Consider the following 19953-nt stretch of genomic DNA (forward strand, 5'->3'; position numbering starts at 1 on the left):
TGATGCCGCCCGTGAGCAGCGCGATCTGCCCGTCCCGCCAGGGCGTATGGCTACGGCCAGGTGACGAGTAGCGCTGAGTGACCGATGTGACGCGCCGTGATGACTCGGGCGGGTTCGTACTGAAAGCCCAAGAGCCGCCGGTACGAGAAGCGGCCGGAGGGGTACCCGGGCGGTCTCAGCGTCGATCGCGAACAATGGAGCGGGCTCTCCGTAACTGCGACCACGGCATGGCGTTGAACAGATCATGATGAAGATGATTGCCACAGCAATGCTCGCTGCCGGCCTCCTCGGTGCCGCCCCGCAAGCGATGGCCATCGGCGACCACGGCGGCACGACGAGTCTCAGTGGCAACGACGCCAAGCAGGCGTTCGGGAACTCGAAGACCGAGGGTGACATGAGTCCGCAACTGTCGCTCGTCCAGGGCACGCTGAACAAGCCATGCCTCGGTGTGCCCGTCAAGGCGAACCTGGCGTCGATCGTGGGTCTCGTCCACGTCAGCGCCCTTCAGGACGTCCCGATCCTGTCGGCCCCGCAGAACCAGCAGTGCACCGAGAACTCGACTCAGGCCAAGGGCGACGAGCCGCTGTCGCACATCCTGGATCAGATCCCCGTCCTGTCCGGCAACGGCGCAGCACATCACTGACCCCGAACGCGATGGAGCGGCGGGTACGAAAGCACCCACGACGCGCCCGTGGACGAGGTCCTGTTCCTCCGCTTCGCCCCGGCTGCGCCTGGCTCGCACCGTCTCCTGCCGCAAGGCTGTGGGGCAGGAGGACGACACCGTCTTCGGCGTGCTGCGCGGCTGGGGCTACCGCCTTGAGGCGGCGGGCAATCGATCGGTGCGCACGCTGATCGCGCACGCGATGCTCCTCAGCCGCAATCTGTTGCCGGCGGACACGGACGCGGCGTTGCCGGCGCGTCGGCGGCGCTGGGGCAGTGTGCCTCGTCCGTCGCGCGTGATGAGACGCGGCTGCGGGTCTGCGGGCCCAGCGGCGGACGGATGCGCCCGCGCCATGGGCCGAGATGGCCCGCCGGTGGTTCGACACCCCCACATTCAGTCGCAACGTCCACCTGGCTTGCCGCCAGGATCTCGCCCGCATGGGCCGGTGGCCGGCCGCCGATCACCCGCAGATCACCGGGCCCGCTCAGTGGACGAGGGCGACCTGTGCGGCCTGGGTGGCAGCGGTAGACCGGATGCGGATCGGCGGCTACGTCGAACGCACCGCCACCCGGGGCGTGTTCGGAGCCCGATGTCACCCTCCGCCAAGGACAGTGCGCTCACCGTAGGCCGCGCGTTCTTCCGTGACCTTCAGGAAGGGAGTGGATTCCACGCCGGTTCGATCCCGGGCGCGCCTGGAGACGCCCCGAAGCATCCGCGCGCTGCTGGGTCCCAACCCCCGTGTCATCGCCGACGAGGTGTGGGACAAGCCGAGTTGTAGGTGGGGTTCCTGTTCGGCCACCGTGCCAAGCGCGTTTCCGAGGACGGAACCGATGACGACCCTGTTCGAGCTGCAGGGGTGGCTCGGAAACCGGTCACGGAGCTGCTCGCCTCCATCCCGCTGAGCTCTCTCCCCGCCAATTGCCTTAATACCGCCTCCACTTGGGGCCAAACCGTATCGCTTCGGCACGAGCCCCTCCATGATGGAACCATGCGGGACAGTACGAATGCGGCCCCCGGGAGCGACGACGCCGACCAGCGCGGGGAACATCGCGTCGGCACCACTGTCGCAGCGGATCTGCTCGACTTCCGCGCGGGACAGTTCCACGGCGACGTGGTGGGCAAGGTGGAGCACCACCACCACACGACGTTCGGCCGCCGTGCACTGCGGTCGCTGCCCGGCCCGTTACGCGGCTTCGTCGGCCGCCACGACGAACTCCGCACCCTGCTGGGCATTCTCGAGCCCGCCGCGCGCTCCCACGGAACGGTCCTCATATCCGCCGTCGCCGGACTGGGCGGCGTCGGGAAAACCGCTCTCGCCCTCCAGGCGGCGCACGCGGCGCAGGACCAGGGGCTCTTCCCGGCCGGAGTGGTCTTCCTGGACCTCCACGGGTACGACGACGAGCCGCTGGCTCCGGAGCAGGCGTTGGAGCAGCTGCTGCGTGCCCTGGGAGTACCGGCCGGGCACATCCCGGCGAGCGCCGACGCGCGGGCCGGACTCTACCGCTCCGTGCTGGCCGAGACGGCCGAGGAACGCGGAGCCCTCCTCATCGTCGTTGACAACGCCTCCCACCCCTCGCAGGTACGGCACCTGCTGCCGGGCCATCCGTGCCATCGGGTGCTGGTGACCTCACGCGACACCCTCTCCCAGCTCGGCGCCCACGTGCTGCATCTCGGGGTGCTTCCGGCCGAACACGGCGTCGAGGTGCTGGTCACGGCGCTCACGACCGGCGACCCCGCCGACACACGCATCGCGCGGGAACCCGACGACGCGCGACGGCTCGGCGCCCTGTGTGGGCATCTCCCGCTCGCGCTGCACATTGCCGCCGCACTCCTCGTCAACGATCCGGGCAAGCCGGTGGCGGAGCTCGCGGACGAACTCGCCGACGCGGCCGATCTCATCGACAACCTGCACGACGGCGAGCGGGCGATCCGGGCGACCTTCGACATGTCCTACAACCGGCTGGGCTCCGGCCCGGCACGGCTGTTCCGGCTGCTGGCCCTCGCGCCCGGCCCGGAGGCCGGGACGGAGGCTCTCACAGCGCTCGGTGGTGCGGAACCGTCGCCGCGCGACGTCGACGTGCTCGTCAGGGCCCATCTGATCGAGGCCGGCAGCATGCGCCACCGGTGGCGCATGCACGATCTGGTCCGCGCCTACGGAATCGCCCGGACCATGGAGGACGCCTCGCTGACGGCGGACGCACACGCGGCGCGCGACCGGCTGCTGAGCCGCTACCAGGAGCGCGTCACCGACAGCGGTGCTCACCTCAAGCCCGCCGCGCCCCCTGCACGGCGCAGCGGCTTCGTCGACCGGGACGAGGCCCTCGGCTGGCTGGACACGGAACGCGCCGGGCTCGTGGCCGCCGCCCAGTGGGCAGTCGATCCGGCCCATGCCGAACCTGCGGTGCGCTTGGCCCTGAGCCTGTACCACTACCTCGGCTGGCGGCGTCACTTCGACGACGCGGCCGTCGTGTACCGCTACGCCGTCCAGGGCGCCCGTCTCCTGCACGACCAGGAGCACGAGGCGCTGGCGTACGACAACCTTGGCATCGCCATGCGCCAGCTGCGACGGCTCGACGAGGCCGTCGCAGCGCACCGGCGGGCCCTGGAGACCTATGGGGGTCTCGGCTCTCCACGAGGAGAGGGCAGGGCAAAGTACAACCTGGGCAACGCGTTGCTGGAGGCCCGGAGCTACGACCTCGCCCTCACCATGTTCCAGGAGGCCGGCACGCTGTTGCGGGAGGCGGGGGTGCTGAGCACCGCGGCCCTGGCCCAGAACGGAATCGGGATCGTGTACCTCAAGACAGGACGCTTCGCCGAGGCACTCCACCATCTCGACTCGGCCCAGGACGGGTTCCAGCTCCTCGGCGACACGATTCCCGAAGCCATCGCCACCAACAACCGGGGCCGCGCCCGGCGAGGACTCGGGCAGTTCGAGGCGTCGTGCCGGGACCATCGGCGAGCCATCGCCCTGTTCCGGCCGCTCGGCCAGGCCGAGCGCGTTGCCACCGCCTGCAACGACCTCGCCCTGACCCTGCGTGCGATGGGCCGGACGGCGGAAGCGCTCGAGCAACATACCGAGGCACTGAGCCTGGTCAGACGGCACCGGGAACACTATCGCGAGGCCGTGGTGCTCAATGACCTGGGAGGCACCCTGCGTCAGGCGGGCAGGAACGAGCAGGCTGCCGAGTGTCACGGGCGGGCGCTGGCGTTGTTCCGTGACCTCTTCCGCGACCCCTACGGTCAGGCCCGCTCACTCGACCTGTATGCCGCTGCGGCGGAGGGGACGGGGGCTCTGGAGGACGCACGACAGGCATGGCAGGAGGCGGTCGCGCTGTACCGGGAGGCCGGAGCCGAGGACGCTGCGGACGCGGTCACACGACGGATGGGCCACGCCGGACGGGCCCTGGCGTCCGGCGGGGGCAGTCAGGAGGGTTCCCGTGGGTGAGCTGGCGTCGACCGCGTCGGTGGTTTTCCTCCAACCCGTCACCCTGTGCAACCTCGACTGCTCGTACTGCTACCTTCCCCAACGGGCCGTCTTCCGCCGGATGTCGGTCGACGTGGCCGACGCCGTCGCACGGGCGGTGTCGGTCTGGTCCGACGCACATCCGGTGCACGTGGTGTGGCACGGCGGAGAGCCGCTCGTCCTCGGTGTCCCGGGCTTCGTGGAACTCCTCGGTCGATTCCGGGCAGGTCTGCACCGAGTCGGCCACGCGGTGCAGACCAACGGCACGCTCATCGACGACGCGTGGTGTGAGGTCTTCATCCGCCACCGGGTCGGGGTGACGGTCAGCCTCGACGGCCCCGAGCCGTTCAACCGCGACCGCGTCACTCGCGGCGGCGGCGAGAGCCTCGACCGTGCGCTCCGCGGCATCGCGGCACTGCGCCGCCATCACCTTCCCTTCGGGGCGATCGCAGTGGTCCAAGACCCCGACCCGGACCGCGCCGGCGAGCTGTACGACTGGTTCTCCGCGCTCGGGTGCCACTCGCTCGGCATCAACATCGTCGAACGCAAAGGCACCCGTGCCCAGGCGTCGGTGGACGACGAGCGGGTCACCGCCTTCTGGTCCGCTCTCGCCGTCCACTGGAGGAAGGACCAGCGGCTCCGGATACGCGAGTTCGACCATGCACTCCGCTACGTCGCTGCGGAGTTGGACGGGCGGGCCCGAGAAAGGGCCATGGCACCCCGCGACCCCTTGCCCATGATCGGCTGGAACGGCGACGTGACCATGTTCGGGCCGGACCTGCTGGGGTTCTCCTCTCCGAGGCTCGGCGCGTTCACCGTGGGCAACGTGGCCGACGCAGAACTCACGGAAATCCTGGAGCGCGCTGCGGAGTCCGGATGGGTGGAAGAGGTTCTGGACGGGATTGAGGCGTGCCGGACCGCCTGCGACCACTATGCCTACTGTTTCGGCGGGCAACCCGCCAACAAGTACTTCGAGACCGGACGGTTCGACGTCACTGAGACGACGTACTGCCGCAACAGCAAAAAACGACTCATGAAGGGACTGATGCGCGGTGTCCGAGAAGCCCGAGGAGCCTGAAACCCTGTCCGCATTCGTCGAAGCCCACCGGGACGAGTTGTCGGAGCTCGTCGCGGCCCCTGACCGGCGCGCGTCGTGCCCTCCTCCCCCCGGGGTGGAATTCCGGGCCGATGTTCTCCTCTCCGCCTGCATCGACCCCCCTAACGGCTAAGCCCTCGCGGCTACCCCGGCGACGCGAGGTCGCCGGGACAACCACGGCGTGTTCCGCAATGATCTTGCGATGGTCTGCGACCCCGATCAGGACGGTGTCCTTGCGGAACGGCTTTACGGGGCCGCAGGCCGGAAGGCAACTCCAGGCAGGTGCGTTTGTGCGTCGGGAATCTCAGCCCACGCGGCCGGCGCCGGGACAGCCTCGCTCAGCTCCACACACCACGCGTCGTCCGGCAAGGCGTAGTGGCATTGGACGGCGTCATAACGGCCTGCATGAACGCGCAGCTATGGCATGTCCGCAGGCTGCCACAGCCGCCACGTCGGAGTCTCGCGAGTATCCCGCTCGGCACCTGGTGCGCGGCCTGCCAGCGTGTGCGGGACAGCACTTGGAGCGGCTGCCAGCGCCCGACCACGTGATCGTGAGATCAAATTGGCTATGGCGCGTCCGCTATCGGCCCAACCGTGGCGAGGGAGCAGGCAGTCGAAGACGACCTCCGCCAGCCTCTCCGGCCGGTCATTTGCGCCGCGCAGGCGGCCGGCCGCCAGCGCGGCCACGACAATGGCCTGAACGTCGGCCGCGTCCACGTCATCGCGCACTGCCGCCGCCTGTTGGGCGTGGGTCAGGAGCGCGCCGAACAACTCGCGCAGCTGTGCCGCCAGTTCCTCGGCTGCGGCGCCCATGGGGCCGCCCGCCGCCGTGATGGCTTCGGTCAGATCCTGCTTCGCATCGGCCTCAGTGGTCATCCGGGCGGGGAAGGCGAAGAACGCCGGTCCGGCCTCCGGGTCGGCCAAGGCGGCGCGGACGTCGAGCGTCAGTTGCTCCAGGTGCTCACGCACGACTGCCTCGAACAGCGCCTCTTTGGTGGGGAAGTGGCGGTGGACGGCGCCCGGCCCGACCCCCGCCCGGCGGGCGATCGTCGCTGGGGCCGTCGGCGGTCAGACGAGTGCGTTCACCACTCGCTTGCCCATCACGCTCAGCGAGCCACAGGTGACGGCGGTCTGGATCCGCAAGCCACACCGCCGCAAAGCGGTCGATGAACCCGCCGCCGAGCCGGGCCCCGTCGTGCAGCAGGGAGAGGACGGGGGAGTGGCTGCGCTCGGCGCGGCTTGGCTGGGACAAGCTCATCACTGTGCAGCAGTGGTTGAGCGAACACGTCCGCGGGATCCCGTCCGCAGCCGAGGGCGAGAGGCCGAAGCCGCGCCGCACGCAGGCCGATGAAGGGGCCGCGCAGTCGTCGAGAATCAAGGGGCGCACACCAGAGGCGCATATTGCACGTTAATTATCATTTCACGCCCTAACACCCCAGTAGTCGCTCTCGAGGGGGATTATCCGGACTCCGAGTAGAGCAAGATCCCACTACCTCCGGGGCATACGCGCCTCCACACGAAACCGAGCAATGAAGCGTCACCCGCTCCCCGCTCCCAGACCTCGACCACGAGTCCGCCATAGCCTCCTGGGGCTTCGGCAGTTCGTGGAAGTCCGGCCGGCGCGATCTCCCCGTAGTCGCATCGAAGGGAAACACCATGACCCCCACTGAGCTGGAACAGATGTTGACGACCATCGTGTACGGCAACGACGCCTCGCCCGACAAGCGGATCACCCTGCCGCGGGAAGCGCAGGACCGCACGTTCGATGACCTGGAAGTGGACTCGCTGGCCAGAGCAGAGCTGGTGACCGTGATCAGCGACACTTACCTGATCGACATCAGCGACGCCCAGGCAGCCGCCCTCACCACGCCGCGCAAGGTCCTGGAGTTCGTGGCCGGCCACAAGACGGGAAGCGGTACGTGAGCACCCTGGCGGTGCGGCCCTGCCGCGTCGCGGGCGTGGGCGCCTACCGCCCCGTACCAGTGGACTCGCACAACGTCGCCGTATCCCTGGGGGAGAGCCGGGAGTGGATTCTGTCGCGGACCGGCGTGGAGACCCGGTGCGTGGCCACACCGGCCGAATCGGTGGCCCGCATGGCCCTTGCCGCCGCCCAGCAGGCGCTGGACAGCGCGCACATGCCGCCCGACAGCATCGACGCCTTGGTCGTGGCGACCTCCACCAACCCGCAGCCCTGTCCGTCCATCGCCCCTCAGGTGGCCTCGGGACTCGGCCTGAACGTCGCCGCGTTCGACGTGAACATCGCCTGCGCGGGCTTCTGTTACGCCCTGAACGTGGCCAGGTCACTGATCGCGGCCGGTAGTTGCACCACCGTCCTGGTCGCCGGTGCGGATCGCATGCTGGACCTGGTCGATGCCGCTGACAGGGCCACTGCCCCCGTCTTCGCCGACGGCGCGGGGGCGATGGTGGTCACCGCCACGGACGGCCCTGCCGGCGTGGGCCCGGTGGTGTGGGGATCGGCCGGTGAGCGGGCGGCGGCGCTGGAAGTGCGGCCCGACGTCTTGGGGGCTGCCCCCGCCGTCTCCGCGATGCCCGCACTGCGGATGGACGGCCTGGCGATCACCCGCTGGGCGTGCTCCACCGTGCCCGCCGTTGTACGCGAGGTGCTGTCGGTGACCGGGATCGGCTGGAACGACGTGGCCGCGTTCGTCCCGCATCAGGCGAACTGGAAGCTGATCCAGCGTGTCGCCAAGGGGCTCGGTCTGCCGGAGAAGGTCGTGGTCGCCGACGACGTACGGTTCACCGGCAACACCAGTTCCGCATCCGTGCCCCTTGCCCTCCACCGGCTGCTGGACACCGGGCGCGTGCCGAGCGGCCAGTGGGCCGTGCTGGTCGGATTCGGCGCCGGGCTGGCCTATGCCGGACAAGCCGTCCGCATCCCCTGAAACGCTGCCCAGGCTGTGCAGCCCCGCCTTTCCCAGCCAGGCAGAAGGAGACGGAGCACCATGCTGATCAGAACTGCCGACAGCGGTAGCGCCCCGCTACCGGCCCCGCCCGGGCCACGCCTGCCGGGCCCGGTACAGACAGCGATCTTCACGTGGTGGCGTCAGGCATGGGCGGAGCGTTTGCGCGAGAAGTACGGTGACGTGGTCGCCCTGAAGGTCTTCCCCTGGGGCCGCGTGGTCCTCATCAACGATGCCGATCACATCGCGGCCATGTTCGCCTCCCCGGCGGAGAGGTTCCATTCGGGCGAGGGCAACCGGATTCTTGCCCCGGTGTTCGGGAAGCACGGGCTCTTGACGTGCGACGGCGAGGAGCACCGGCGGCTGCGCAAGCTGATGATGCCGATGTTCGGGAAAGCCGCCGTGCGCGGCTACCAGGACACGGTGCGTGAGCTGACTGAGCGCGACGTGGAGACGTGGCCCGTCGGTCGTCCTTTCAAGAGTCTGGAGCGGATGCGTAAGCTGAGTCTGGACATCATCTGGCGGGTGATCTTCGGTCCTGGCCGTGATGTGCGTTCCGGTGAGCTGCGCGGTCTGCTGGAGCGGCTGCCGATGACGGACCTCGCGGTGCTGATGGGGCTCAACAGCACCCGCGCGCGGCGCGTCGGGCCGTGGCGGCGAGCGTCGAATCTGCTGGCCCGGATCGACACGCTGATCTACGAGACGATCGAGGAGCGCAGGTCTGCTCCGGATCTGGGGCAGCGCACCGACATCCTGTCCCGGCTGATCAGCGCCGGAGACGGCACGGAGGGGCTGAGTCCTGTCCAGGTTCGTGACCAGGCGGTCACGCTGCTGTTCGCGGGGCGCGAGCCCACCGCCACCGCGCTGGCCTGGGCACTGCACGAACTGGCCCGCCACCCCGCTGTGGCACAGCATGCCGCGCGGGCCGCGCTCGCTGGTGACAGTACCTATCTGGAGGCGGTCGTCAAGGAGTCGATGCGGCGGCGTACGGGGATCTTCGAGTCTATCTGGACACTGGCCGAGGACATCGAGCTGGGGGACTTCCGGGTGCGGAAGGGGGTCACGCTGATGCCGATGATCGGGGTCGTGCACAGGGACCCGGCGCACTACCGGCAGCCGGAGGTGTTCAGGCCCGAACGCTTCCTCCACGAAGACATCCCGCCGCACGCCTTCATTCCGTTCGGCGGTGGTGCGCGGCGCTGTATCGGCGCCCATCTGTCGGTCATGCAGTCCGCCGAGGTGCTGCGGGTGGTGCTGTCACGGCGTTCGGTCACCACGGACCGGCCGAAGCCGGAGGCGGCGGTCTGCAAGAGCGTCACCATCTCACCCGCGGGCGGTGCGCGGATCATCCTCCGGCCACTGCCCAGGACAGAACAGTAAGGCCGGGACCGGCAACGGGGGGAATCAACCGTACCGGTGACCGCGACACCGCACATCCCGTAGCCGATCAGTCGACTGCCCCGTAAGCGTCCCTGATCCTTCCCAGAGCGAATGAGCTGAGTGCCATGAAACTCCGCGCGGTCTCCTGCGCCCTTCCCTCCCGCCAGGTCACCAACGCCGACATCACGGAGCTGATCGGCAAGCACAGCGCCGGTCACTTCACCGGAGACCTGGACCACGCCCTGGGCAGGATCGGCGCCTTCCTGCGCTACAGCGGGTCAGCCACCCGGTACTGGCTGGATGTCGGCGAGCGCCCCATCGACCTGCTGCGCACCGCGGCGCACTCCGCCCTGGACCAGGCCGGCATCACGGCCGACCAGGTCGACGTCCTGATCTACACCGGGATCGGCCGTGGCTTCCTCGAACCCGGGGGTGCCTATCACGCTGCCCACGCCCTCGGCCTCGACCGTGCGCACTGCTTCGACATCATCGACGCCTGCATGAGCTGGACCAGAGCCGTCCAGGTCGCCGAATCCCTGTTCCGCACCGGCCCGTTCCGCACCGCCCTGATCGTGAACGCGGAGTTCAACCTGCGTCCCGGCGGCCCGGTCGTCCCTCACCTGTTCCGGCTGGACCGGATCGAACAACTGGAATACACCCTGCCCGCCTACACGCTCGGCGAGGCGGCCACCGCCACCGTCCTCACCGCAGAAGACAGCGAGCCGTGGCAGTTCCGTTTCATCTCGCGTCCGGATCTCGCGCCGCTGTGCAACGTCACCCTCGACGGCTACGACGGCTACTGCGAACCCTCCGACAAGCTGGCCCGCAACGGCGTTGGCGTCTTCACCTCCTTCGGCTTCGAAATGCACCGGGTCGGCAGAGGCGAGGTACATGCGGTGTTGCGGCAACTCGACCCGCCAACCACTGAGGTGGCCGCGCTGTTCACGCACGCATCGAGCAGACGCGAGTGGCAGACGATGGCCGACCAGGCCGGACTCGGAGCCGTGATCCACCACGTCTACGACCGGATGGGCAACGTGGTGTCGGCGTCGGTGCCCGCGGCCATCGCATCCGCCGTCGCCGAGGGCCGACTACGGCCTGGCCAGCTTGCCGTCGGCTGGGTAGGAAGCGCCGGCATGTCCTTCGGCGCCTTCACCTTCGTCCTCTGACAGCCGATCAGGAGTCCACGCATGCTCACACATCTCGTCAAGGCAGCGTCTTTCGCCGCCTGGGGCGCGGCGCGGTACGGGGTCACATCGCTGCGCGGGCGCGATGCGACGACCCGTGACCGGCGCCGGGCCACGTCCATCCTGTCGTTCCTGACCCGGATGGGCCCGATCTACATCAAGCTGGGCCAGATCGCCGCCACCCGGTCGGATCTGCTGCCACCGGAGTGGGTCACCACGCTGCGGGTTCTGCAGGACCAAGCCCCGTACATGGCGCCGAGCGCGGTACGCAGAGCGGTCGAGCGGGAACTGGGCGGACCGCTGGACGACACCTTCCGCACCTTCCGGATGCAGCCGGTGGCCAGCGCATCGGTGGCACAAGTGCACTGCGCCGAGCTGCGCGACGGGCGCAAGGTGGCGGTGAAGCTGGTCAAGGACGGCGTCCCCGAACAGATCGAGGAAAGCCTTCGCTCGCTGAGTGCGCTGCTGCGGCTGGTGCACCGCTGTGTGCCCAAGGTACGGGAACTGGAACTGCCCAAGCGCTTCGACGAGGTCGCCCGGCTGCTGCGCCCGCAGGCCGACATGAAGAACGAGGCACACCAGCAGCAGCGCATCCACGCCAACTTCGCCCAGCACTCCTATGTGCGGGTTCCCACCGTGCTGACCGAGCTGGTCACCGACCGGATGCTCGTCATGGACTTCATGGACGGCATCCCCGGCACCCGCGCCGAGGACGTCGCCTTCCCCCGCGAGCGCCTGGCACAGCGGCTGCAGGACGTCGTCTACACCATGCTCTACATGCACGGGATCAGCCACGGCGACCCGCACCCGGGCAACATCATGTTCACCCCCGGCGGCGAGCTGATCCTCCTCGACTTCGGCATCACCGTGGAGCTGAGCGAGGACGAGAAGTGGGGCCTGTCCTCCTTCTACTACGCCTGCAGCCGCAAGGAGTGGGACATCGCCGTCGACCGCTTCACCCGCCACTTCGTGGAAGCCGGGCCCGAACTGGCCGCCCGCCGCGCGGAATACGACGAGCAGATGGCCCAAGTGCTGCGCCACCACTTCGACCTCAGCTCCACCCGGTGGTCGACGATCGCCTACTTCAACGACGTGAACAAGGTGCTGCGCCGCTACCGTGCGCGCTACACCACCAACTTCACCAAGGTCGAGCTGGTGTTCCTGTCCGGCGAGGGCTTCGCCGCCCAACTGGACCCCGACATGGACATCTGGGGCAACGCGCGGAAGTTCACCGACCGGTATTCGCCGTACATGAGCACGGAAGTGGAAGACCGGTTCACCCAAGCCTTCACCCGGCAGATGCCTGCCTCACTGAACCTGCGCGACCGCGCCCGCCAGACACTGGTGGCCCCCACGCACGCCGACCGCTACTTCTTCCCCAGCGTCTTCCCCGTCTTCGTCCGGGAAGCCTCCGGCGGCCGTCTGCGTGACTTCGACGGCAACGAATACATCGACCTCCACGGTGGATACGGTCCCCACCTGCTCGGCTACGCGCATCCGGTCGTCACCGCGGCGATCCGCGAAGCCGCCGGCCGCGGACTGGTCAACGGCATCGGAAACACCCACGAGGTCGAACTTGCCGAACGGCTCGTCTCCGCGTTCCCCACCGCGGACAAAGCGCTGCTGTGCAACTCGGGCACCGAAGCCGTCCTGCTGGCCATCCGGATGTGCCGCGGCTACCGGCGCCGTAGCGTGGTCGCCAAGTTCGAAGGCCACTACCACGGTTTCTCCGATCAGGGCATGGTCAGCTCCTGGTTTCGCTTCTCCGGCGACCGGGCCCGCCCGACCCCCATCGCCGGATGCCTCGGCACCGCCCCCGGCGCCGTCGACGGCACGCTGGTCCTCCAGTACGGCGACATGCCCGGCCTGGCACGCCTGCGCGAGCACGCCGACGACCTGGCCTGCGTCGTTCTGGAACCGATGCCCACCTCGCTCGTCTGCCTCGACGTGCCCTTCCTCACCGAGCTGCGGGCGCTGTGCACCGAACTGGGCATCCCGCTCGTCTTCGACGAAGTCGTCAGCGGCTTCCGCGCCGCATACGGCGGCGCGCAGATCATCGCCGACGTCCATCCCGACCTCACCTGCCTCGGGAAAGTGATCGGCGGAGGGCTGCCGTGCGGCGCGGTCGTAGGCCGCACCGACCTGATCGACATGGCGAAGAGTTCCCAGGACCCGTTCTACGACTACGAGAACAAGGTCTTCGCAGGCGGAACCTTCAGCGGCAACTCGCTGACCTGCGCGGCAGGCGTGGCAACCCTGCGGCACCTCGACGAGAACCCCCACATCTACACCCAGCTGGAAGACAACACCCAACGGCTGGCCGCCATGATGCGCGAGGCAACCCAAGGGCGCGACATCGCCTGCAGGCTCAGCGCCCGCAACACGTTCTTCTCCCTCAACTTCAGCCACCGCGAAGCAGGGCTCTACCGAGAACGCATGGCGGGCAGCAACTTCAAGGCCACCATCGCGCTCGCCTACTACATGCGCAAGCACAAGATTCACCTGCCGGAGCTGCACGCATTCCTGCTCAGCGCGGCACACACCACCGAGAACCTGGACCAGATCGCGCACGCCTTCGAAGAGAGCCTTGACGACATGCTCGCCGACGGCCTCTTCGTCACCTGACCCCCACACCCTTACGGAGGCTGCAGTGGCACACACCAACGGTTCATCCCACACCCACGATGTCGCGGTCATCGGCTGCGGACTGATGGGCTCCGCTCTCGCCCGCGCACTGGCGACAAGCGGACGCTCGGTCACCGTCTGGAACCGCACCCCCCAGCGCGCACACGCACTGGCCGGCGACGCCATCACCCCGGCGGACTCAGTCACCGAAGCGGTGGGCTCGTCGCGCCTGGTCATCGCCTGCCTGGCAACCTACGAAGCCACGCTGAGCGTGCTCGAACCCGTCGCCGACTGGCACGGGAGAACCCTCGCCGTCCTCGGCAGCGGCTCCCCGGGCCAGGCCGAGCAGACACAGCAGTGGGCCGAGACGCGCGGCTCCGCATACCTGGACGGCGTCATCCTGTGCTACCCCCAGCACATCGGCTCCCCCGAGGCGGCGATCCTCTACTCGGGCCCGTCCGCCCCCTGGACGGAACACGAACAGACCCTCATGAGCCTGGCCGGCGCCTCGCGCCACGTTGCCGAACAGCCGTCTGCCGCGAACCTGCTGAACGTCGCACTGGTCGGAGAGTTCTTCATGACCGCGATGACCGCCTACATCGAAGCAGCAACCTACGTACTGCGAAAAGGGATTCCCGCCGCCGTCGTGGACGAACTCACCGCGATGGCCATCGAAGTCCTCCGCAACGAGGTCGGGGACGTCACCGCGGCGATCATGAGCGGAAAGCACGAGACGGACCAGGCGACCCTCACGACCCACGCCGAAGGAGCACGCGTCGCCCTGGCCGTTCTGCGGGAAGACGGCTACGACGGGCGCGTCCTCGCCGCGGCCATCGAAAACATGACGGCAGCCGAGCAGGCCGGTCTGGGAGAGCTCGGCTTCACCGCCCAGACCAAGATCTTCGGCGCAGGCGCTCAGGGACGTCTTTGACGCTGCCGAACTCGCCCTGCACCAAGCCGAGGCCCATCTTGCGCCCGGCCGCACGGCCGGTGCTCGGACCCGCGCCGAGACCTCGCTCGCGGCATGCACCAGCGCCGCTGCCGGCTGGGCCGCTGCTTCGCTGGTCGCTCGCGCAGACCGAGGCATCCGACGCCCCGCAGGACGCTGCTCAGCGAGCACATGATGTCCTCGACAACGTCGCCCCAGCCCGGCTCTCCGTTCCACAGCCAGGACACGGCTCTCCCGGCTGACCGGCATGCTCACTCCTCACGGCAGCACAGCCACAACCGACCTGTCGGAACGGCTGCGGACGCTACCCCCACCGATCGATGCCCATGGGCAGGCACTCCCGGACGACTCGAGGCCAGTCGGGTGACAGCCCGACAGGGACGCACCCGGGAGACCTGCGCCCGACCGGCTCCATCGGGGCCCGGCCTGGTGTCATGCCGGACGACGAGCTCCGCCGCGTCGATCTCGATGCTGCGGTCGGGCCGACCGCTGCCGCAGTGCACACGTCCCAGGCTGCTGATGGTCTCGTCGAACACCACCACCGCAGCCCGGTCTGCGGACACGGGGCAGACCCCGCCCGGCTGCATCCCTGCCCGCGCGAGCCGCCCGGCATCGGCGGGGGACAAGTCGTTGCGGCGGATCCCGGCCGCACGGGCGAGGGCACCGTACCGCAGCCGTGCGTGGCCGGGCAGTGCCGCCAGCAGGAGACGGTCCTCGGAGGTGACGAATGCCAAGGTCTTGACGGTCCGCTTCAGTGGAACACCCAACGCAGCGCACACCTCAAGGGGGCTGATCACGTCAGGGTGCTCATGCAGCCGGAAGGACGCGCCAAGCGCCGCGAGGACCTCCGGCGGACCAATGGAGGCGAGATCGTTCACCTCGCCGAGATTACCTTGCGGAAGGCGGGAGTTGATCGCTGTTTGCGGAGCAGAAGTCGGCCTTGTCTCTCGATGGGCCCTGGCCCCTCGAATGAGTCACAACGAGCTGAGGAAAACGAGAAAGGGCGGCCGATTTCACGGAGTGCCAACACCCTCGGTGGCGGGCAGTGCGAGATGCCGTCTTCATGGTTGGAGGGCCGCTTGGCGGTGGTGTTGGCTTGCACGGGCGTGGGCTTGGTGGACGCGCCGGCAGATCGACCATGCCCCCCGGGGGAGACGTCACGGTGGCTGTCCCTGGCCAGGAGTACGCCAGGGATCTGCGTCGCCTTGACCGGTCTCGGGCCGGGCTCACCCGGGGTGCTGGTCGTCCTGCAAGTCGTGCAAGGAGGGGGCGTAGGAGATCCCGACGATCAAGCCGTCCGCCGTGAGAAGTCTGGCCACCGTCTGGCCCCACGGTTCGGTGCGGGCCTGGTGCACCAGGTCGAAGCCCGCGCGCTGAAGCTCGGCACCGGCGGCTGTGACGGCTTCCGCGTTCGCCACCTCGAACTCGATCGATGCCTGCGGGACCACCCGGTCGGCGGGCCACTGGGCCGTGCCGAAGCATGCCTCGGCTGCCTGCGAGAGCGGCCACAGGCCGAAGTGTTTGCTGCCGGGGACGCTCCCGCTGGAGTAGTAGCCGTGGCCTTCCCCCTCCAGGGGGAGGCCAAGAGCCTCGATGAACAGCTTGCGGCTCAGCGGCGGGTCGGCGACGACCACCGCCACGCTCGTGATGAAGAGAACGTCCATGCCGGTGGTGGCACTCCCTGCTGCGACTGGACTGCGGGGACCGGAGATTCGGCCTCGTCGACACCGCTTTCAGCGGCCGGACCCCGCTAACCTATCCGCCTGCTCCCCAAGGGCCGAGACACCCGCGCCAACACCAGCCTTGAGTCACCCGATCGGGCTGGCTCACCTTCGCACTGCCGATCACGACCGTGCCGTCATGCCACCGATCCCCGGACGGCCTACTGGGTGCGTTCTGGCGGCACCGTGAATCGGCGCACCCGCCACCGCGGCATTTTCCGGACTTGTTCGGCCTGCGCGCCGAGTACCTGGTCTACGCTGCGGAGTGGTCGCCTTGGCCTTGCTGGCCGTCCTGCTGCCCCTCACGACGGATGCCGACACCCACCGCCTGATACTGCTGCTCGCCCTCGGCGGCGGTGCCGCCGAGGAACTGCCGGGCCGTCGGCGGCGACAGTGACCCGGCTGACCAGGCAGTGGCAGGACGACCATGCCACGTTCAGGACCGGGACCCGTGTACGTGTGGGCCGACAGCGTGCACCCGAAGGTCCGGCTCGGGCAGGCGCACTCAGCTCAAACCACCACCGAGACGGCTCCGCCATCCTCACAGTCGTAACGGGTGCCGATACCGCCACTGCGTCAAGTGCTTGGAGCACCGTTCCACCACGTTGCGCTGCTTGTAGAGTGCGCAGGCCCCGAGGGGGTGCGCTGATCAGGGCCCCGGCTCCGGGCCCCCTCCTCAGGACACCTCCCGCAGCGCATTGGTCGCGCAGTGCACCTCGCCGCCGACCATGTGCGCCCAGGAGAAGTCCTCCACCCAACGCACCCGGACACCCCGTGCGGCCAGGCGTCGGCCGGCTTCCTCCCGGAAGAGGTCGTGCCCGGTGACCCGGGGGCCATGCGGGTCGGGAGCGGCGTAGTCGCGGGCGGACAGTGAGAGGCCGTTGGCGAGTGCGGGCGAGGCGGCTATGGACCGGCGCGGCAAGCCGTCACCCGGTTCGGCCCGGATGTAGAGCACCGGCAGGCGGACGATGTCCTGTGGCCGCAGCCCGGTCGCCCGGAGCAGAACCTTCAGCTGCGTGTCGAGATGGCGGGCGGCGTCCGCGTTGTCGCCGCGCGTTGCGTCCATCCGCAGGTACTCGTCGATGGTGGGCTTCATATCGGCCTCGGTGCCGGCGAACAACCGCTGTCCGCCCTCTCCCGCGCGCTGTGCCCGCCGCAGCAGGTCGACGGCGAGCCGGGCATCGGAGACCGCGAGGGTCCAGCCGCGGGCGTTGTCTGCCCGTACGACATGCACGGTCTCATCTGCGTGCCCGACCACCAGCCATGAGGTGTCCAGCACCACCGGCGGCTGCTGCCTCTGGGCTCGCAGCATCCGTATGAACGAGGGGTCGGGGCGGCGTTGAACGCTGCTGCCGTAGAGGATGCGGCCGTGCGGAAAGCCGTCGTAGGGCGGCAGCGACTCGATGTTGCCGGTGAAGTTCAGCAACTCGTCGACGTTCGGATCGCGGTGCGTCGTGTATTGCTGGACGACGCCGGTATCTGGCCCGCGCAGATCCCGGAACAGCAGCCGCCCGGCCCGTCGGAGACTTGCGCTGCGCCCGTCGTGCGATGCCCAGTAGTTGGGTGAGCGCAGCAGGATACGGAGGGTGTGCGGGCCGTTGGGTGTGGGGCGGGTGACATAGGCGGGCTCGGCGATGTCCTGGCGCCAGATGTCCCGCCACCACTGTGAAGTGCCCTTTTGGAAGGTCAGTTGATGGTCCGGCATTCCCGCTGCCCGGGTCGCCTTGCGCAGTGAGTCAGCGAATTGCCGCCACTGGCCGGGCTGCCGGGTCGCGGCCGGTACCTCGACCGGCTGGCCCTTGCCGGGGCCCGGGGCGGCCGCGAACACCTGCTGCGCGCGCTGTAGATCGTGCTGGAGCAGGACGGGGGCGATATGCAGTGTGAGGTGGGCCGTTTGCGCCCCCGAGCCCTTGGTGACCGTCAGCGTCAGTGAGATCCGGCCGTCCCACCGCTTCGGGTCGCGCACGATGTCCCGGCCTTCGACGGCCAGCTGCGCCCCATGCCGTAGCTCCGACGCGGTCAGCTGCCCATCGCTGCCCAGCGATACGTACTTGCCGCCGCGCCGCACGAAGATCCGTACATACCTTCCCTGCTCGGCCGGTACGAAGACCCGGCCGCGGGCATGCCTCGTCGTCTTCATGGGGGACAGCCGCACCGGGGTCAGATCCGCCATGTCCCGTGGCCCGTTGACGATGTCGTCCGCGGCGTCATTGCAGTCGGCCAGCCGCGCGTCGACGGCCACGTCGAGGCGGTCCAGGTCGCCCGGCCGCAGAGTGCAGCGCCGGGAGTCGTCGTCGAGATTCGGTAAGACGACGGTGCCTTGCGGGGCCGTGAGCCGCGGGCCGGGCGGTAAGGCCGTGCTCGCCCCAGCGGCCGTCAGTTCGCCGGCCATTGACGCGATGATGGCCAAGGTCACTGCTCCGCAGGTCAAGGCTGGTTTTGTGGTCCGTAGCAGCCGGCGCTGCCGACGGTGCAGAGTGGTCATATTGGCGGGCCTCCCCCTCGCGTCCGACGGCCGTCAGCCCGCGTTGCGGACGACGGTCGATTTTCACGGTCACTACTCTCCGGCCCCGCCTCCGCGATTTCGTCAAGCTCCGGGTTGAATGTGGGTTGAATGTGGACTAGTCCCTTGGATGGAGCGCCGGGGAAGCCGTCTCCACCCTCGGTACCAGGCCGGTGGGAGCGCCGGTCGAAGAATCGGTCGCAAGGTCCGGCCCGTGGGTTGACAGGGCCCAACGAGGGTCGCCCCGGCCAAGCCCCACACAACCCGCCCGCTCACCCCGCTCCAGGCCCTCGTCTGCCTTGCAAGACGACGGGCCGACGTGCTGTTCGCCATGCTCCGCGATGGCACCTTCTATGAACCCCGACCCGTCAGGTCAGCTGCGTCGCCGGAGGCGCCGGGGACGGGTATTTTTCTGGTGAGCTGAAGTAGACCACTGGCCACGCGAGGCGGCCCTGGCCAGTGAGGGCCAGGGCCGCAATCAAGCAGGGCGGGCCAGAGGCAGTAGCTGGCGGTACCTGCGCTATGGGGAGTCAGACGCTGGGTGCCGTTGGAGCAGTCGACGAAAACGATTGCGTCAAGGGGCAGGGCCACGCACCGTCTGCCGCTGTCAATCATGGACCGTAAGGCTGCTGCTTCAGCGGCTGTCAATCCACCAATCGACCAGCGTTGCGCCGTAGTCAGCGCAATTCCAGCCGAAGGCCCAGTACCCCTTCCCGACCCATGCGCCGTGGTAGATAACACCGTTAGAGCATTGAGTCACGGCCTGGGACTCGCCGTAGTCGACGAGTACATTTGCGCTCCACTTGTAGCTGTCCCAGTGATACGTGGGGTAGTTACCCACGTGTGCCGAGGCGGGCGGCGCCGAGAGCGCAAAACTCGCAGCGATCAAAGCGGTGCCGACAGCTGGCGCTCTGAAGCGCCTGCCATACGATGCCATCCTCCGTTTGAGCCGATACATTGAGGTCCCTTCTCGTGGCCAAGGGCACGTTGCCCCGTAACCGGAGGTGAACGCTAGGGAGTTCTGTGCGCACACGACAATGGAGCGGTGTGAAGTGCACCGGCTAGTTCCGGACATTACGTGCGTTGCGGAGAGCGCAGTTGTAGTTCTTGCCGGGACTGTTGACCTGGGGTGTGCGCTCGGGGCCTGATCCACGCCCTCCCTCGAAAGGATCCGCACCCACGTTAATTTTCGTGGACTCACGTTCGGGGCCCGCGCCTGACGTCCTGCCCTGCCGCACCTCAGGTCGGCTGGCTAAGGGCTCGCAGAGAATCAACGTGTTGCTTCCCGTGATCCGGCTCGTTGTTGTGATATGAGCGTCTCCGATGAGTTCAGCGGTCAACTCGTTGTCAGGTTCGGAGTGTTGTTCCCGCATCTGAACGAGCGGCAGTGGCGGCTGATGATGGGGGCCGAGGCCCGGATCCTGGGGCACGGTGAACCGCTCCGGGT

General features: G+C 68.6%; 14 protein-coding genes and 2 pseudogenes. 11 read left to right on the top strand and 5 right to left on the bottom strand.

Going from position 1 to position 19953, the window contains the following annotated elements; genetic code table 11:
• The first annotated feature begins 244 nt into the window (after positions 1-244).
• The 3 genes from AQI88_RS31285 to amcB all read left to right on the top strand — a co-directional run bounded on the left by AQI88_RS31285 (position 245) and on the right by amcB (position 5202).
• Positions 245-643, top strand: coding sequence for a rodlin (locus AQI88_RS31285; protein ID WP_067005554.1), 399 nt, complete (start codon positions 245-247; stop codon positions 641-643).
• Positions 644-1649: 1006 nt separating this feature from the next.
• On the top strand, positions 1650-4106 hold the full coding sequence (locus AQI88_RS31290) for a tetratricopeptide repeat protein (RefSeq protein WP_067005555.1): 2457 nt from the start codon (positions 1650-1652) through the stop codon (positions 4104-4106).
• Positions 4099-5202, top strand: coding sequence for a cyclophane-forming radical SAM peptide maturase AmcB (gene amcB / locus AQI88_RS31295; protein ID WP_067005556.1), 1104 nt, complete (start codon positions 4099-4101; stop codon positions 5200-5202). The genes AQI88_RS31290 and amcB overlap by 8 nt, the downstream gene beginning before the upstream one ends.
• A 435-nt stretch (positions 5203-5637) precedes the next feature.
• Here amcB and AQI88_RS31300 read toward each other — a convergent pair whose 3' ends face one another.
• Both AQI88_RS31300 and AQI88_RS49280 read right to left on the bottom strand, forming a co-directional pair.
• Positions 5638-6189 carry an SbtR family transcriptional regulator gene (locus AQI88_RS31300; protein WP_244184412.1) on the bottom strand — a complete coding sequence of 184 codons (552 nt, stop codon included), beginning with the start codon at positions 6187-6189 and terminating at the stop codon, positions 5638-5640.
• A gap of 12 nt (positions 6190-6201) precedes the next feature.
• Positions 6202-6267, bottom strand: a pseudogene (locus AQI88_RS49280) (TetR family transcriptional regulator); the annotation flags it as partial.
• Positions 6268-6876: 609 nt separating this feature from the next.
• Between AQI88_RS49280 and AQI88_RS31305 the strand changes: the two are divergent.
• The 6 genes from AQI88_RS31305 to AQI88_RS31330 all read left to right on the top strand — a co-directional run bounded on the left by AQI88_RS31305 (position 6877) and on the right by AQI88_RS31330 (position 14264).
• A complete protein-coding gene (locus AQI88_RS31305) occupies positions 6877-7143 on the top strand; it encodes an acyl carrier protein (protein WP_067005558.1) in 267 nt (88 codons plus the stop codon).
• Positions 7140-8123, top strand: a complete 984-nt coding sequence (locus AQI88_RS31310) for a ketoacyl-ACP synthase III (RefSeq protein WP_067005560.1) — start codon at positions 7140-7142, stop codon at positions 8121-8123. The genes AQI88_RS31305 and AQI88_RS31310 overlap by 4 nt, the downstream gene beginning before the upstream one ends.
• A 60-nt stretch (positions 8124-8183) precedes the next feature.
• Positions 8184-9521, top strand: a complete 1338-nt coding sequence (locus AQI88_RS31315) for a cytochrome P450 (RefSeq protein WP_067005562.1) — start codon at positions 8184-8186, stop codon at positions 9519-9521.
• A gap of 125 nt (positions 9522-9646) precedes the next feature.
• Entirely contained in the window at positions 9647-10690 is a 1044-nt protein-coding gene (locus AQI88_RS31320) for a 3-oxoacyl-[acyl-carrier-protein] synthase III C-terminal domain-containing protein (RefSeq protein WP_067005564.1), read from the top strand.
• 21 nt (positions 10691-10711) lie between these two features.
• Complete coding sequence (locus AQI88_RS31325) at positions 10712-13333, top strand: aminotransferase class III-fold pyridoxal phosphate-dependent enzyme (protein WP_067005566.1); 2622 nt, start codon at positions 10712-10714, stop codon at positions 13331-13333.
• Positions 13334-13358: 25 nt separating this feature from the next.
• Positions 13359-14264 (top strand): NAD(P)-dependent oxidoreductase, encoded by a 906-nt coding sequence (locus AQI88_RS31330; RefSeq protein ID WP_067005568.1) that lies wholly within the window; start codon positions 13359-13361, stop codon positions 14262-14264.
• 269 nt (positions 14265-14533) lie between these two features.
• On the opposite strand, the gene AQI88_RS31335 is transcribed toward AQI88_RS31330, so the two are convergent.
• Both AQI88_RS31335 and AQI88_RS31340 read right to left on the bottom strand, forming a co-directional pair.
• Complete coding sequence (locus AQI88_RS31335; protein ID WP_067005570.1) at positions 14534-15160, bottom strand: aminoacyl-tRNA deacylase; 627 nt, start codon at positions 15158-15160, stop codon at positions 14534-14536.
• A 348-nt stretch (positions 15161-15508) separates the two neighbouring features.
• Positions 15509-15946 (bottom strand): VOC family protein, encoded by a 438-nt coding sequence (locus AQI88_RS31340; RefSeq protein ID WP_067005572.1) that lies wholly within the window; start codon positions 15944-15946, stop codon positions 15509-15511.
• A gap of 331 nt (positions 15947-16277) precedes the next feature.
• On the opposite strand from AQI88_RS31340, the gene AQI88_RS48615 reads away from it, so the two are divergent.
• Complete coding sequence (locus AQI88_RS48615) at positions 16278-16400, top strand: hypothetical protein (RefSeq protein WP_279616585.1); 123 nt, start codon at positions 16278-16280, stop codon at positions 16398-16400.
• A pseudogene (locus AQI88_RS49160) lies at positions 16370-16511 on the top strand (IS256 family transposase); the annotation flags it as partial. The gene AQI88_RS48615 and the pseudogene AQI88_RS49160, both read left to right, overlap by 31 nt.
• 168 nt (positions 16512-16679) lie before the next feature.
• Here the strand turns inward: AQI88_RS49160 and AQI88_RS31345 are convergent.
• The gene (locus tag AQI88_RS31345) at positions 16680-18395 is read right to left on the bottom strand and encodes a protein-arginine deiminase family protein (protein WP_067005574.1); all 1716 of its coding nucleotides are present in this window, start codon (positions 18393-18395) and stop codon (positions 16680-16682) included.
• Positions 18396-19953: the final 1558 nt, after the last annotated feature.

The sequence above is a fragment of the Streptomyces cellostaticus genome, assembly GCF_001513965.1.
Lineage (GTDB): Bacteria > Actinomycetota > Actinomycetes > Streptomycetales > Streptomycetaceae > Streptomyces > Streptomyces cellostaticus.